This window comes from Micromonospora sp. NBC_00858 (assembly GCF_045207365.1).
Classification (GTDB): Bacteria; Actinomycetota; Actinomycetes; order Mycobacteriales; family Micromonosporaceae; genus Micromonospora.
Map to the genome: position 1 here is coordinate 7,498,152 of NZ_CP108828.1, position 15,536 is coordinate 7,513,687.

Genomic DNA, 15,536 nt, shown 5'->3' on the forward strand with positions numbered 1-15,536 from the left:
CCGCTCACCGGCTGTCATCTGGACAGACCGCTTCGTAGCGTCGCAGGAAAGTCATCGAAGACGATTCCTGTCCGTTCCGGAGGTGGTCACGTGAATTTCTCCATCGGAGACCCGCCCGTCGAGAATCGAGCGTCGTCCGGGACGCTCTCCCGGATCGTCGACGTCGACGCGTTGCGCGCCGTGGCGCTGCTCCTCATCCTGGTCGTCAACATCGCCTTCTTCGCCTCCGGCTATTCCTTCCAGCTGGTTCCGGATCCCGCGCACGACTCGTGGGGCGACCAGGCGGTCCGGTGGCTGGTCGAGCTGCTCCTCACCATGAAGGCGTACCTGCTCTTCTCCTTTCTGTTCGGCTACAGCTTCACCCTCCAGCTCGATTCCGCCGCGCGGCGCGGCGTCGACTTCGCCCCACGGTTCCGGCGACGGCTGGCCGGGCTCTTCGTGCTCGGCATCCTGCACGCGGTGCTGCTGTTCCAGGGCGACATCCTGACCACGTACGCATTGCTCGGTCTGGTCCTGCTCGGCATGCGGCGAGTCGGCGCCGGGACCGCGCTGCGCGCCGCCGTACTGCTGACCGGCGGGATCGGCTTCGTCCTCGCGCTCGCCGCCACGGGCGGGACCCAGCTGGTCACCGATCCGGCGACGGCACTCGCGGCGGGGCAGCGGTCCACCGAGGCACTACAGGGCGGGATCGGCTCGGTGATCACCGAGCACGTACGCCAGCTGCCGGCGATGTTCGGCACGCTCCTCGTGCAGGGGCCGCTCGCCCTCTCGGCCTTCCTCTTCGGTTACGCGGCCGGGCGGCGCCGGCTACTCACCGACGTCGTCGGGAACCAGCAGCTCCTGCGCCGGGTGCAGCAGCTGGGCTATCCGGTCGGCCTGGCCGGTGCGGTGATCTTCGCATCGGGCGGGGGCACCGCCAACCTGACCGGGCTGACGGCGGGCGTGCTCACCGCGCCGCTGCTCGCGGCCGCGTACGCCGCCACCCTGCTCCAGTTCTTCCAGACCGACCGGGGGCGGCGGGTCGTCGCCGTACTCGCGCCGGCCGGCCGGATGTCCCTGTCGAACTACCTGGGTCAGTCGCTGCTCTGCGTGCTGGTCTTCACCGGCGTCGGGCTGGGCCTCGCCGGTGCCGTCGCACCCCCGGTCGTCGTACTCATCGCGGTCGCGATCTACTGCGTGCAGCTCGCCGCCAGCGCGGCATGGATGGCCCGGTTCCGGTACGGACCGATGGAGTGGCTGTTGCGGGCCTGGACCGAGCAGCGGTGGCCACGGCTGCGGGCCGCGGACCCGGCATGACGGGTCCCGGTGCCGGCGCCGCCCGGCTGGGAGATCGTGCAGTGCCTATGCCAGCTCTTGCAGCCGGTCCAGGCTGGTTTGTTGGGCTGGAGTCAGGTGAAGGCTCTCTGCAGCGAGATTCTCTTCCAAATGGTCCACCCGGGCGGTGCCAGGGATCGGGAGCATCACCGGCGAGCGACTCAGGAGCCAGGCGAGCGCAATCTGGGTGGGGGTGGCGCCGACCTCGGATGCTACGGCGGCGATCCCCGCCTTCGCCCCCGACGTTCCTGCCGCGACCGGCCGCCACGGCAGAAACGCGATGCCTGCCCGCTCACAGGCCATGAGGACGGGCTCATGCTCGCGGTCGAGCACGTTGTACCGGTTCTGCACGCTCGCCACATCAACGATCTGACGCGCCTGGTCCAGCTCGGCGACGGTGACCTCGGACAGCCCGATTCGGCCGATCTTGCCTTCAGCCTTCAGCTCCCGCAACGTACCGAGTTGCTCGGCCAGCGGCGTCTCTGGATCGATCCGGTGCAGCTGGAGCAGCTCGATTCGCTCGACGCGCAGCCGGCGCAGAGCCTGCTCGACTTGCGCGCGCAGGACGGCCGGCCGCCCGTCCAGTTTCCACTCCCCTTGCGGGCCTGATCGCGCAACGCCGACCTTGGTCGTGATGAGCAGCCCGTCCGGATAGGGGTAGAGGGCCTCGGCGAGAAGCTCCTCGTTTGCTCCTCCGCCATACAGGTGGGCGGTATCGATCAGCGTGACGCCCAGCGCGACGGCCCGCCGGATCACCGCCAGAGATGCCTCGCGGGCAGCGCCCGCCTCGGTCGGCAGGCGCATGGCACCGAACCCGAGCCGGCGTACCTCCAGATCTCCTCCGATACGGAACGTTGTCGATGTCATTCTGTCTCCCCTGTTGAGGGGGCAACGCTAACAGCACGCTCTCGCGCTGATGGTCAGCGTTCAGGCGACGCGGATGTCATGCTGCTCGCGATTGGCGAGCACCTCGTCCATGTGCGCCTCGGCCCAATCCTTGACGGCGCGCATCAGGTGGTGGAGCGAGAGACCCAGGTCGGTCAGCTCGTACGTGACGGTGACCGGCACGGTTGCCGTCACGGTGCGGGTGACCAGGCCGTCGCGTTCGAGGGAGCGCAGGGTCTGGGTGAGCATCTTCTGGCTGACGCCGGCCAGCCGGCGGGCCAACTCCGAGTAGCGCATCGCTCGCGGCTCGCCGACACGGTTGCTGCCGGGGGCATGCGGGCCGTCGCTGCCGAGTGCCGCCAGGATCAGCGTCACCCACTTGTCGGAGATCCGGTCGAGTAGCTGGCGGCTGGGGCAGCGTGCGAGGAACGCGTCGTAGTCCGCCTGCGCCTGTGCCCGCCTCTGGGCTGCCGTCCGTGTTGGCATCGACTGCTCCTTCCTACCGGGCGGTGCCCTACGCACTCTGAGGTGCGTACTTCCTAGTGGAGAGTTACCCCTCAATAGTGATGTGGGAAGACCGCCGAACACAAGCCATGAGGAGCGAACCCATGAGCATGTCCACCTACCGCACCGCCGTCGTGCGCACCCCGGGCGCACCCGGCTCGATCGAGATCATTGACGTTCCCGTAACTGAGCCCCGGCCCGGCGAGGTCCGGGTCGAGATCGCCGCTGCGCCGGTCAACCCCGTCGACCTCGGGGTCGCGGGTGGCTTCTTCCACGCCATGGGACTGATCAATCAGGCGGAGCGTACCGGCCTGGGTTGGGACTTCGCCGGCATCGTGGTAGCCGCCGGCCGCGGCGTGGACCTGACCGTAGGTACCCGGGTCGCCGGTCTGGTGGCTGGGTTCGACCGCGACTTCGGCACCTACGCCGAACAGCTCGTCGTGCCGGCCGCCGACCTCGCCGTCGTGCCTGACGGGCTGGACCTGGTCGCGGCGTCGACGGTGCCGCTCAATGGGCTGGCTGCGGCGCAGATCGTCGACCTGCTCGGCGACGCGCCCACCGGCGGTAACCGGCTGCTGGTGACCGGGGCGGCCGGCGCGGTCGGGGGGTACGTCGCCTCGCTCGCGCAGGACCGCGGCTGGCGCGTGACCGGCCTGGCCCGAGCCGAGGACGAGGAGTTCGTCCGCAGCCTCGGCGCCGACTTCACCGCCCGAGCCGAGTCGGGCTGGGACGCGGTCGCCGACGGTGCTGCCCTGCAGGAGCAGGGTCTCGCCCTGGTCCGCGACGGCGGGGCCTTCGTCGGCGTCCGGCCGAACGCCGTGCCGGCCATGGAGCGCGGGGTCACCGTAGCCGCCGTGGTAGCGCACCCCGACGGCCCTCGATTGGGTGACCTGCTCGCCCGCACCGCGTCCGGCGAACTGCCGGCCCGAGTGCACACGGTCATGCCGCTGGACCTGGTCGACGACGCCCACCGGGCCATGGCGAAGGGTGGGGTGCGCGGTCGCTACGTGCTCCAGCCCTGGGCACACGACTAAGGCCCCTGACCGGGGTTTACCCTGTCAGAGGCCTTATGTGCGATTTAACGATGGTGCCCCCGGCAGGATTCGAACCTGCGCCCCCGCCTCCGGAGGGCGGTGCTCTATCCCCTGAGCTACGGGGGCTCAGCGACTGGAGAAGACTAGCAAACCTCCTCCGTGAACGCCGAATCGGTATCCGGTGACCCGATCGTGTCGCCAACCGCCCGATCGCCCTGGTGGTCAGCCGCCCGACCGCCCGGGGCGGTCAGGCGGCGAGGGCCCGTAGCCGTCAGGCGGCGGCGATCACCCGACCGCAGCTGGGCAGCGGGTGCAGCACGATCCGCCGGGGGAGTCGCCGGGGCCACTCGTTGCGTGGCCAGGAGCCGTCCACGATCAGGTGCACGGTGCGCTGCTCCTCCCCACTGAGTCGCAGCACGAAGTCGCGGGGCAGCGGCGGGTCCACCGTCGGCGTAGTGATCATGAAGCGCACCCGACCGCGGGACGAGACGGCGGAGATCACGTCGGCCGCCGGCATGGTGCCGCGCAGCCGGACCCGCCCCAGCCAGTAGACCTCGGCGAGGTGCTCCTGGGCGGCCCGGGTGATCGCCGGGTACTCGCTGCGTACCCAGCGCTCGACCGCGCTGACGCAGAGCCCGCAGGCCCGCTCGCGCGGCTCCCGCGGACCCAACCCCCAGGCCCGCAGGTACGCCCCGACCGCGCCCGCGTCCAGCGGCAGGTCGAACCGGCGCTGGATGAGCGTGGTGAGGCTCTGCCGCGTCCACAGCTCCTCGTCCAGGCCGAACTCGTCGGGGTGGACGCCCCGGAGCGCGTCGATCAGTTCGAGTTCCTGTTCGCGGCTGAGCATTCCCGGCTCGCCCTGCCGCTGTCCGCGACGGGCGGCTGCCACCGCCCCGTCACCGCCGATGGTGTGGCGCCGGCACCAGCTGGTGACCGAACGCCGTGCGTCTCTGAGTGCAACCCCCACGTCCTGCGCAACGAGCCCGAATCGCAACTGGTCACGATATGTGCGGAGAAAACTCTCTAAGCAACGTAATCGGTTGCACCGCTCAAAACCCCCATACAGGACTTCAGGGACAAGAGCGGGTCGTTCCGACCACATGACGCGGGCCCGCGCCCCCGCCGGTCCACGGCGGTGACGCGGGCCCGATGCGCCCGTCCGGTAGGTCAGCCCTTGGCCTGCGCCTGGAGCTGCCGGAGATTGTTCAGCTCGCTCTGCTGGGTGGACTTCATGGTCCGCGCCACCCGCAGCACCTCGGCGTTGTCGGTCTCGCCGAGCACCGCGTCGATCATGTGGATGCCGCCCAGGTGATGATTGATCATCAGGTCCAGGAACTGCCGGTCGACCTCGATGCCCTGGGCGTCGCGCAGGGCGGCCATCTCCTGCGGGGTGGCCATCCCCGGCATCAGCCCGTCCTTGACGGTGGCCCCGTCGGACATCCACGACATCGGCGGCTGCGACCCGGTCGGGCTCAGCTCCCACTGCCGCAGCCAGGTCTGCATGGCGCCGATCTCGCCCTGCTGCCCGCTGGCGATGTCGACTGCCATCTGCCGCACCCCGGGCAGCGTCGCCGACCGGTACGCGGTCAGGCTCATCTCCACCGCCTGGGTGTGGTGCGTGGTCATGTCCCGCGCGAAGCCCGCCTCCACCGAGGTGTCACCCGGTCGGGTGAGCCCCGGGGTGAGCAGGCCGCCGCCGAACCCGAGCAGCAGGCCCACCACGAGCATGGCGGTCAGCGCCAGCACGCCGTAGCGCCGCGCCGGGGCCCGGCCGCCCTGGTCCGGGGCGGCCGGAGCCTCGTCGTGCTCGCTGTCAGTGGTGGCGGGAGCAGTCATCGCCGTCCTTACTGGGTGGGCATCTGGGAGTCGAGGTCACGCGGCGTGGTGCCGGTGGCGGTGACGCCGGTGTTGCACAGCGCGGTCGGGCCCTCGATGGAGGCGTTCACCCGCAGGTCCTTGATGAACTCGTCGATCCGCGCGTCGTCGGCGTTGTCGACCTTGAGCTGGAAGCCCCACGCCTGAAGCGAGATCGGCTTGTCCAGGCCCTCGTACGGGCTCATCATCATCTTCTCGACGCCGCGGACCTTGCCGGCGAGCTTGTCGATCTGGTCCTGCGGCAGGCCCGGCCGGTAGGTGATCCAGACGGCGCCGTGCTCCAGGCTGTGCACCGCGTGCTCGCTGGCGATCGGGGCGTCGTACACGTCACCCATGCAGTTCTGCCAGGTGGCGTTGTGCACCCCGCCCACCGGCGGTGAGTACTTGTAGGTCAGCGGGCCGGACTTGTGTGCCTCGTACTTGAGGCTCTCCGGGTCCGACTTGCGGTAGTTGACGATGCCGTCGATGGCATTCGCCCGCTTGTCCCACGGCTTGGCACCCTGGAACGACGCCCAGGCGCCGTACCCGATGATGCCGGCGGCGAGCACGCCCACGGCGACGAAGAGCGCGATCGGGCCCCACGCGCGGCCCTGGCTCACCTTGACCGGGGTGACCGGCTTGCGGGGGCCCTTGCCACCTGCCCGCGGAGTGCCCGCAGGCTTGCCCGCCGGCTTGCCGGAACCGGCCTTGGCGCCGGACGCCGGCCGGCCTGCGGCCGGCTTCTTGCCGGTGCTGACCACGGTCGGGCGGCGCTCAGGGCCACCGGGGGTGCTGATGCTCATCGTGCCTCGTCAAGTCGGTCGGTCAGGGATGTTGGCGGGCCGGATGACGCGGTGGGTAGCCGCCGAGTGCCCGAGTCTACCCCCGATAACATGGCTGGGTGACTCCTGCAGAACTCGCCTCGGTCGTCCTCACCGCTGCCCGCGCCGTCTTCAGCGAGCGTGGCCTGGACCAGGCCGCGCTGCCGGAGCGTACGGCGGTGGAGCGACCCCGCAACCCCGAGCACGGCGACTACGCCTCCACGCTCGCCCTGCAGTTGAGCAAGAAGGTGGGCGTTCCGCCGCGCGAGCTGGCCGCCGCGCTGGCCGACGAGCTGGGCCGGGCACCTGGGGTCAAGTCGGTGGAAATCGCCGGCCCAGGCTTCCTGAACATCCGGCTGGACGCGGCCGCCGCCGGCCAGCTCGCCCGGGTGATCGTCGAGGCCGGCGCGGAGTACGGCCGCAGCGACCGGCTCGCCGGCGAAAAGATCAACCTGGAGTTCGTGTCGGCCAACCCGACCGGCCCGGTGCACATCGGCGGGGTCCGCTGGGCGGCCGTCGGTGACGCGCTCAGCCGGCTGCTGCGGGCCACCGGCGCCGAGGTGGGCACGGAGTACTACTTCAACGACGCCGGGTCGCAGATCGACCGGTTCGCCCGCTCGCTGCTCGCCGCCGCCAACGGCCAGTCCGCGCCCGAGGACGGCTACGGCGGGGCGTACATCGGGGAGATCGCCGCCGAGGTGCAGGCCCGCCGGCCGGACGTGCTGACCCTGGACGACGCCGCCGCCCAGGAGGTGTTCCGGGTCGAGGGCGTCGCGCTGATGTTCGACGAGATCCGCTCCTCGCTGCGCGACTTCGGGGTGGAGTTCGACACCTACTTCAACGAGAAGGACCTGCACGACCGGGGTGAGCTGGACCTCGCCCTGGCCCGGCTGCGCGAGCAGGGCCAGGTCTACGAGTCCGAGGGCGCCACCTGGTTGCGGACCACCGACTTCGGCGACGACAAGGACCGGGTGCTACGCAAGTCCAACGGCGAGTGGACGTACTTCGCCGCGGACTGCGCCTACTACCTGGACAAGCGGGAGCGCGGCTTCGAGCGGGTCGTGATCATGCTGGGCGCCGACCACCACGGCTACATCGGGCGGATGAAGGCGATGGCCGCCTGCTTCGGCGACGACCCGGAGCGCAACCTGGAGATCCTGATCGGGCAGCTGGTCAACCTGCTGCGCGACGGCGCCCCGGTGCGGATGAGCAAGCGGGCCGGCACCGTGATCACCCTGGAGGACCTGGTCGAGGCGATCGGGGTGGACGCGTCCCGGTACGCGCTGGCCCGCTACTCCAGCGACTCCCCGATCGACATCGACATCGAGCTGTGGACCCGGGCCACCCGTGACAACCCGGTCTACTACGTGCAGTACGTCGCCGCCCGGACGGCGGGCGTGGCCCGCAACGCCGCCGAGGTGGGGCTGCTCCAGGGCGGCGCCGACGACTTCCGCCCCGAGCTGCTCGGGCACGAGAAGGAGAACGAGCTGCTCAAGGCGCTCGCCGAGTTCCCGGCGGTGGTCGCCACCGCCGCCGAGCTGCGCGAGCCGCACCGGGTGGCCCGCTACCTGGAGGAGAGCGTCGCAGCCTCCTTCCACCGGTTCTACGACAACTGCCGGGTGCTGCCGTTGGGCGACGAGGAGGTCACCGACCTGCACCGGGCCCGGCTCTGGCTCAACAACGCCACCCGCACGGTGATCGCCAACGGTCTACACCTGCTCGGCGTCTCCGCACCCGAGAGGATGTGACATGAGGGCTCATGAGGCTGGTGCGCTGCACGCGGACATCAGCAACCAGGGGCCGGCCTGGCTGCGTACCCCACAGGACGTCAACGCCCTCGTGCCGGCGCTGTGGCCACGCACGGTGACGCGCGGCGCCGACGGCGCGGTCGCCGTCGCGGGCCTGAGCGTCCGCGACATCGCGGCCGAGTTCGGCACCCCGGTGTACGTCCTCGACGAGGACGACCTGCGGTCACGCTGCCGGGACTTTCGGGCGGCCTTCCCGACCGAGGACGTCTACTACGCCGGCAAGGCGTTCCTCTGCCGGGCCGTGGTCCGGATGATCGCCGAGGAGGGGTTGCACCTCGACGTCTGCACCGGCGGCGAGCTGGCCACCGCGCTGGCGGCCGGGATGCCGCCGGAGCGGATCGGCTTCCACGGCAACAACAAGTCGGTGGCCGAGCTGAGCCGGGCACTGGACGCCAGGGTGGGGCGGATCATCGTCGACTCGTTCACCGAGATCGACCGGCTGACCGCGCTGGCCCGCGAGCGGGGGGTCCGCCCCCGGGTGCTGGTCCGGGTCACCGTCGGCGTCGAGGCGCACACCCACGAGTTCATCGCCACCGCCCACGAGGACCAGAAGTTCGGCTTCTCGCTGGCCGGCGGGGCGGCCGCGTCGGCCGCCTTCAAGATCCTCGACGAGGACGTACTGGAGTTGCGCGGGCTGCACTCGCACATCGGCTCGCAGATCTTCGACGCCAGCGGCTTCGAGGTCTCCGCCCGCCGGGTGCTCGCCCTCCAGGCGCAGATCCGCGACGCGCGCGGGGTCGAGCTGCCCGAGCTGGACCTGGGCGGCGGCTTCGGCATCGCCTACACCACCCAGGACGACCCGGCCGCTCCGCAGGATCTGGCCAAGCGGCTGCGCAAGATCGTCGACTCGGAGTGCGCGGCGGAGAATCTGGCCGTGCCGCGGCTCTCCATCGAGCCGGGGCGGGCCATTGTCGGGCCGTCCGTGTTCACCCTCTACGAGGTCGGCACGGTCAAGGACCTCGACGGCATCCGCACGTACGTCAGCGTCGACGGCGGGATGAGCGACAACATCCGGACGGCGCTCTATGACGCGTCCTACTCGGCGACGCTGGCCTCCCGTGCCTCCACCGCCGAGCCGATGCTCGCCCGCGTGGTGGGAAAGCACTGTGAGTCCGGGGACATCGTGGTGAAGGATGAATTCCTGCCCGCCGACGTGCAGGCCGGAGATCTTGTCGCGGTGCCCGGCACCGGTGCCTACTGCCGCAGCATGGCCAGCAACTACAACCACGTACCCCGGCCACCGGTGGTCGCGGTGCGCGACGGCCAGGCGCGTCTGATCGTCCGGCGGGAAACCGAAGAGGATCTGCTGGCTTTGGATGTGGGATGACGTCACCTGTGCGCTTGGCACTGCTCGGCTGCGGCACGGTCGGTCAGGAGGTGGTCCGGCTGCTGCACGAGCAGGGGACCGACCTGGCCGCCCGGATCGGCGCTCCGCTGGAGATCGCCGGCATCGCCGTCCGCCGACTCGGCCGTGACCGCGGTGACCTGCCGGTCGACCCCACCCTGTTCACGACCGACGCGCTCGGCCTGATCAAGCGCGACGACGTGGACGTGGTGATCGAGGTGGTCGGCGGCATCGAGCCGGCCCGGACCTGGCTGGTCGAGGCGCTGCGCGCCGGCAAGAGCGTGGTCACCGCCAACAAGGCGCTGCTCGCCGAGGACGGCGTGGCGCTGCACGACGCGGCGGCCGAGGGCGGCGGCGACCTCTACTACGAGGCGTCCGTGGCCGGGGCCATCCCGCTGCTGCGCCCGCTGCGCGAGTCGCTGCACGGCGACCGGATCAACCGGGTCACCGGCATCGTCAACGGCACCACCAACTTCATCCTCTCCGCCATGGACGCCACCGGCGCCGGCTTCGCCGAGGCATTGGAGGAGGCCACCGAACTGGGGTACGCGGAGGCCGACCCGACCGCCGACGTGGAGGGCTTCGACGCGGCGGCCAAGGCGGCGATCCTCGCCTCGCTGGCGTTCCACACCCGGGTCGGTGCCGCCGACGTGCACCGGGAGGGCATCACCGAGGTCACCGCCGCGGACGTGGCCAGCGCCCAGGCGATGGGCTGCACGATCAAGCTGCTCTGCATCGCGGCCCGCGGCGTCGACCCGGCCGGCCGGGACACGGTCAGCGTCCGGGTGCACCCGGCGATGATCCCACGCAGCCACCCGCTGGCCAGCGTCGGCGACGCGTTCAACGCGGTCTTCGTGGAGGCGGACGCGGCCGGGGAGCTGATGTTCTACGGCCGGGGCGCGGGTGGCGCGCCGACGGCCAGCGCCGTCCTCGGCGACGTGGTGGCGGTGGCCCGAAACCGGCTCGCCGGGGTGCGCGCGGCCAGCGAGAGCGCGTACGCCGACCTGGCGGTGCGGCCGATGGGCGAGGCGCTGACCCGCTACCACGTCAGCCTGGACGTGGCCGACCGTCCGGGTGTGCTGGCCGCGGTGGCTGGCGTGTTCGCCCGGCACGACGTGTCGATCGCGACCGTGCGGCAGGGCTCGGCGGGCGGGGTGCCCGGCCGGGACGGCGACGCCGAGTTGGTCATCGTCACCCACGTGGCACCGGACGCCGCGCTCGCCGCCACCGTGGGCGAGCTTCGTGGTCTGGACATCGTCCGGTCGGTGACCAGCGTGCTGCGGGTCGAGGGCGGCGCGTGAGTCGTTGACCCGGTGGTGGGGCAGGCCGTGTGCGGCCCTCGTGTCCCGCCAGGTGGGTAACCCGGGGTGCGCCACCGGTCGCTCCGGCAGGCTGGTCCAGGGTGGCCTGGAAATGCTCAGGTCGGCACGGCGGTAGAGGCGAGGAGAGCGACATGTGGCGGGGTCTGATCGAGGCGTACCGGGATCGGCTGCCGGTCACCGCGGCCACGCCCGTCGTCACGCTGCACGAGGGGAACACCCCACTGCTGCCCGCGCCGGTGCTCTCCGCCCGGCTCGGTTGCGACGTGCACCTCAAGGTGGAGGGCGCCAACCCGACCGGCTCGTTCAAGGACCGCGGGATGACCCTCGCGGTCTCCAAGGCGGTCGAGGCCGGCAACAAGGCCATCATCTGCGCCTCCACCGGCAACACCAGCGCCTCCGCCGCGGCGTACGCGGCCCGGGCCGGGCTGACCTGCGCGGTGCTGGTGCCACAGGGCAAGATCGCGCTGGGCAAGCTGGCCCAGGCGCTGGTGCACGGCGCGAAGCTGCTCCAGGTGAGCGGCAACTTCGACGACTGTCTCGCGACGGCCGCCAAGCTCGCCCAGGACTACCCGGTCGCCTTGGTCAACTCGGTCAACATCGACCGGCTGCACGGGCAGAAGACCGCCGCCTTCGAGATCGTCGAGGCGCTCGGTGACGCGCCCGACATCCACTGCCTGCCGGTCGGCAACGCCGGCAACATCGCCGCCTACTGGATGGGGTACGCGGAGGAGCACGCCGCCGGCGCCACCACCCGGGCCCCGAAGATGTACGGCTTCCAGGCCGCCGGCGCGGCCCCGATCGTGACCGGCCAGGTGGTGCCGGAGCCGTCGACCATCGCCACCGCGATTCGGATCGGCAACCCGGCGAGCTGGACCAAGGCGCTGGACGCCCGCGACGCCTCGGGTGGCCTGATCGCGGCGGTGACGGACCGGGAGATCCTGTCCGCGTACCGGCTGCTCGCCCGCGAGGTGGGGGTCTTCGTCGAGCTGGGCAGCGCGGCCAGCGTGGCCGGCCTGCTCCAGCAGGCCGCGGCGGGTGCGGTGCCGCCGGGCTCGACGGTGGTCTGCACGGTGACCGGCCATGGTCTGAAGGACCCGGAGTGGGCGATCTCCACGGCGCCCGCTCCGCTGACCATCGCGAACGACCCGCTGGCCGCGGCCCGCGCCCTCGACCTGGCCTGAGCGGCCAGCGCCCCCGCATCGCCGCCGGTCTCGGCGGCGGCCGGCTCCGGAAACGTGGCCGGCGTGGGGTCGGCGAGGGTCGGGGTGATCGAGTCCGGCACACTTTCGGGTATCCCCACCCGCATTCTCTTTCAGGAGTGAGCCAGGCCGATGTCGCTGCTCGCCAGATTCAGCCTCGCCAACCGAGGGCTGGTTGCCCTCATCGCGGTGGTGATCACGGCGTTCGGAGCGTTCGCCGTACCGTCGCTGAAGCAGCAACTGCTGCCGTCGCTCGAATTCCCGGCCGCGTTCATCGTGGCCCCCTACCCCGGCGCCGGACCCGAGATCGTCGAGTCGCAGGTGACCGAGCCGATCGAGAACGCCCTCCAGAGCATCCCCGGTCTGGACAAGGTCACCTCCACCTCCCGCGAGGGGTCGGCCACCGTCCAGGTGCAGTACGAGTTCGGCACCGACCTGGACGACATGGTCAACAAGATGCAGACCGCGCTGAGCCGCATCGACGCCCAGCTGCCGGAGGGCGTCGATCCGCAGGTCATCGCGGGCAGCACCGACGACCTGCCGGCGGTGGTGCTGGCTGCGGCCGGCGGGGCGGACCAGCGGGCGCTCGCCGAGAAGCTGCGCGACACGGTGGTGCCGGAGCTGGAGGGGATCGAGGGGGTCCGCACGGTCGATGTGACCGGGACCCGCGACGACGTCGTGGTGGTCACCCCGGACCCGGCCAAGCTCGCCGCGGCGAAGCTCCAGCCCACGGCGATCGGCGCCGCGCTGAAGACCAACGGCGTGACGATCCCGGCCGGCGCGGTGAACGACGGCAGCCTGGCCCTCCCGGTGCAGGTCGGCACGCCGGTCGCCACCCTGGACGACCTGCGCGGCATCGTGGTCGCCCCCGGCGCGCGCCCGGTCCGTCTCGGTGACGTGGCGGCCGTCGAGCAGCAGGTCGCCCCGGCCACCGCGATCACCCGGACCAACGGCCAGGACAGTCTCGGCATCGCGGTCACCGCGGCGCCGGACGGCAACGCCGTGGAGATCTCGCACGAGATCCGGGACAAGCTGGCCGACCTGAAGGACGCCTCCGGCGCCGAGCTGACCGTGGTCTTCGACCAGGCGCCGTTCGTCGAGAAGTCGATCGAGTCGCTGACCACCGAGGGCCTGCTGGGCCTGCTGATGGCGGTCATCGTCATCCTGGTCTTCCTGCTGTCGGTGCGCTCGACCGTGGTCACCGCGGTCTCCATCCCGCTCTCCGTGCTGGTGGCACTGATCGCTCTCTGGATCGGCGACTACTCGCTCAACCTGCTCACCCTCGGCGCGCTGACCATCGCGGTGGGCCGGGTGGTGGACGACTCCATCGTGGTGCTGGAAAACATCAAACGGCACCTCGAGTACGGCGAGGAGAAGCAGCACGCGATCATCACCGGCGTCCGTGAGGTGGCTGGCGCGGTGACCGCGTCCACCCTCACCACGGTCGCGGTGTTCGCGCCGATCGCGCTGGTCGGCGGGTTCGTCGGGCAGCTCTTCGCGCCGTTCGCGATCACCGTGACGGTGGCGCTGCTCGCCTCGCTGCTGGTGTCGCTGACCGTGATCCCGGTGCTGGCGTACTGGTTCCTCAAGCCGCGCGGCGGCACCGTGGACGACGAGGCGGTGCGGCGCGGCGCGGAGGAGAAGGAACTGCGCAGCCCGTTGCAGCGGGCGTACCTGCCGGTGGTCGGGTTCGCCACCCGCAAGCGGTCCACCCGCTGGATCACCGTCGGTCTCGGCCTGCTGGTGCTCTTCGGCACCTTCGGTCTGTCCCAGAAGCTGGAGACCAACTTCCTGGACGACTCCGGCCAGGACACGCTCAGCTTCCAGCAGGAGTTGCCGGCGGGTAGCGGCCTGGCCGCCACCGACGCGGCGGCCAAGCAGGTCGAGACGGTGCTCGGGCGTACCGACGGGGTCGAGACCTACCAGGTGACCGCCGGCGGCGGGGACAACCCGTTCGCGGGCGGCGGCAACAACATCGCGACGTGGTCGGTGGCGCTCGACGGGGACACCGACGCGAAGCAGATGCGCGAGGTGCTGCGCAAGGAGTTCGACACGCTCGGCACCGGACTGGGCGAGGTCACCTTCGGCGGCGGGCAGGACGCCTCGACCAGCCAGCTTGAGGTGGTCGTCCAGGCCAGCGACCCGGAGGTGCTGACCCGGGCCGCTGAGGCGGCCCGGACGGCGATGGCCGGGGTGCCGGACGTCGCGGACGTCACCACCAGCCTTGCCGCGCAGGTGCCGCGGGTCGACGTGACCGTCGACCGGGTCGCCGCCGGTCGGGTCGGGCTCACCGAGGCCGCGGTGGGTCAGTACGTGTCGCAGGCGTTCCGTGGGGCGCCGCTGGGCCAGGTCACGCTCGACGGACAGCAGCAGAACGTGGTGCTGCGGTTGGGCGTACAGCCGCCGGTGTCGGTGGAGCAGCTGAACGCCCTGCCGATCGGTCCGGTCAAGCTGGGCGACGTCGCGAAGGTCACCCGGACCGAGGGGCCGCAGCAGGTCAGCCGGATCGACGGTGAGCGCAGCGTCTCGGTGACCGGCACGGCGACCGGCTCGAACCTGGGCGCGACCAGCCAGGAGCTGCAGAAGCGGCTGGACGGCATCGACGTGCCCGGGGCGACCTTCACCATCGGTGGGGTCAGCGCGGACCAGGCGGACGCGTTCGGCGACCTGGGCCTGGCTGTGCTGGCCGCGATCGCGATCGTGTTCCTGATCATGGTGGCGACGTTCCGCAGCCTCACCCAGGCGCTGATCCTGCTGATCTCCATCCCGTTCGCGGCTACCGGCGCGATCGGCCTGCTGCTGGTGACCGGGACGCCGCTCGGCGTGCCGGCGCTGATCGGCGTGCTGATGCTGGTCGGCATCGTGGTGACCAACGCGATCGTGCTGCTGGATCTGATCAACCAGTACCGGGCCCGGGGCATGGGAGTCGGGGAGGCGGTGGTCGAGGGTGGCCGGCGCCGGCTGCGCCCGATCCTGATGACCGCGGTCGCGACCATCTTCGCGCTGCTGCCGATGGCGCTCGGGTTGACCGGCGAGGGCGGCTTCATCTCCCAGCCGCTGGCGGTCGTGGTGATCGGTGGCCTGCTCAGCTCGACGCTGCTCACCCTGATCCTGGTGCCGACGCTGTACACGATGGTGGAGCGCACCAAGGAGTCGCTGCGGGAGCGGCGCCGCCAGCGGCGCTCCGGCCAGCCGGCGGTGACCGGGTCGACCGGACCGGAGACCGACGAGCCGGCCGGCCCGAACCAGGTCGCGGTGCCCTCCGGTGCGCCGGCAGCGGCGCAGACCGAGGGATCGCAGCCGGCGGCGGGGCGACCCGCCCCGTCGGGTGCGCTGGTGGACGGCACGGACCAGTTCGAGGTGCTGCGGCTGCCGCGCAGCCGTACCTCGCCGCTGCCTCCGTCGGAGCCGACCGAGTAGTCGGACCGGCACGGTGAAACGCCCCCGGCG

12 protein-coding genes and 1 tRNA gene are annotated in these 15,536 nt (G+C 71.4%); 7 read left to right on the plus strand and 6 right to left on the minus strand.

The genetic code is table 11. The features are described 5' to 3' along the window. Window positions 1-90 precede the first annotated feature (90 nt). A complete protein-coding gene (locus tag OG990_RS34995; RefSeq protein WP_406078429.1) occupies window positions 91-1,296 on the plus strand; it encodes a DUF418 domain-containing protein in 1,206 nt (401 codons plus the stop codon). Window positions 1,297-1,341: 45 nt separating this feature from the next. On the opposite strand, the gene OG990_RS35000 is transcribed toward OG990_RS34995, so the two are convergent. Both OG990_RS35000 and OG990_RS35005 read right to left on the minus strand, forming a co-directional pair. Next, the gene (locus OG990_RS35000) at window positions 1,342-2,181 is read right to left on the minus strand and encodes an aldo/keto reductase (RefSeq protein ID WP_386987213.1); all 840 of its coding nucleotides are present in this window, start codon (window positions 2,179-2,181) and stop codon (window positions 1,342-1,344) included. Window positions 2,182-2,241: 60 nt separating this feature from the next. After that, the gene (locus tag OG990_RS35005) at window positions 2,242-2,685 is read right to left on the minus strand and encodes a helix-turn-helix domain-containing protein (protein ID WP_328419890.1); all 444 of its coding nucleotides are present in this window, start codon (window positions 2,683-2,685) and stop codon (window positions 2,242-2,244) included. Between the two features lie 122 nt (window positions 2,686-2,807). On the opposite strand from OG990_RS35005, the gene OG990_RS35010 reads away from it, so the two are divergent. Beyond that, window positions 2,808-3,737 (plus strand): NADP-dependent oxidoreductase, encoded by a 930-nt coding sequence (locus OG990_RS35010; protein WP_406078430.1) that lies wholly within the window; start codon window positions 2,808-2,810, stop codon window positions 3,735-3,737. 51 nt (window positions 3,738-3,788) lie between these two features. Here the strand turns inward: OG990_RS35010 and OG990_RS35015 are convergent. The 4 genes from OG990_RS35015 to OG990_RS35030 form a co-directional block, all read right to left on the minus strand. Beyond that, window positions 3,789-3,863, minus strand: a tRNA-Arg gene (locus OG990_RS35015). A 145-nt stretch (window positions 3,864-4,008) separates the two neighbouring features. Continuing rightward, entirely contained in the window at window positions 4,009-4,704 is a 696-nt protein-coding gene (locus OG990_RS35020) for a winged helix-turn-helix domain-containing protein (RefSeq protein WP_406081974.1), read from the minus strand. Between the two features lie 200 nt (window positions 4,705-4,904). After that, on the minus strand, window positions 4,905-5,573 hold the full coding sequence (locus tag OG990_RS35025; protein ID WP_386987207.1) for a DUF305 domain-containing protein: 669 nt from the start codon (window positions 5,571-5,573) through the stop codon (window positions 4,905-4,907). Window positions 5,574-5,581: 8 nt separating this feature from the next. Beyond that, entirely contained in the window at window positions 5,582-6,394 is an 813-nt protein-coding gene (locus OG990_RS35030) for a DUF3105 domain-containing protein (protein WP_406078431.1), read from the minus strand. A 98-nt stretch (window positions 6,395-6,492) separates the two neighbouring features. Here OG990_RS35030 and argS point away from each other — a divergent pair, with 98 nt between their 5' ends. From argS to OG990_RS35055, 5 genes are all read left to right on the plus strand, one after another. Further along, window positions 6,493-8,160 (plus strand): arginine--tRNA ligase, encoded by a 1,668-nt coding sequence (gene argS / locus OG990_RS35035; RefSeq protein ID WP_328419882.1) that lies wholly within the window; start codon window positions 6,493-6,495, stop codon window positions 8,158-8,160. A gap of 1 nt (window position 8,161) precedes the next feature. Then, window positions 8,162-9,547, plus strand: a complete 1,386-nt coding sequence (gene lysA / locus OG990_RS35040) for a diaminopimelate decarboxylase (protein ID WP_328419880.1) — start codon at window positions 8,162-8,164, stop codon at window positions 9,545-9,547. Between the two features lie 8 nt (window positions 9,548-9,555). Further along, the gene (locus tag OG990_RS35045; protein WP_328426065.1) at window positions 9,556-10,866 is read left to right on the plus strand and encodes a homoserine dehydrogenase; all 1,311 of its coding nucleotides are present in this window, start codon (window positions 9,556-9,558) and stop codon (window positions 10,864-10,866) included. A gap of 152 nt (window positions 10,867-11,018) precedes the next feature. After that, complete coding sequence (gene thrC, locus OG990_RS35050) at window positions 11,019-12,068, plus strand: threonine synthase (protein WP_328419878.1); 1,050 nt, start codon at window positions 11,019-11,021, stop codon at window positions 12,066-12,068. 150 nt (window positions 12,069-12,218) lie between these two features. Further along, the gene (locus tag OG990_RS35055) at window positions 12,219-15,506 is read left to right on the plus strand and encodes an efflux RND transporter permease subunit (protein ID WP_406078432.1); all 3,288 of its coding nucleotides are present in this window, start codon (window positions 12,219-12,221) and stop codon (window positions 15,504-15,506) included. The last annotated feature ends 30 nt before the right edge of the window (window positions 15,507-15,536 follow it).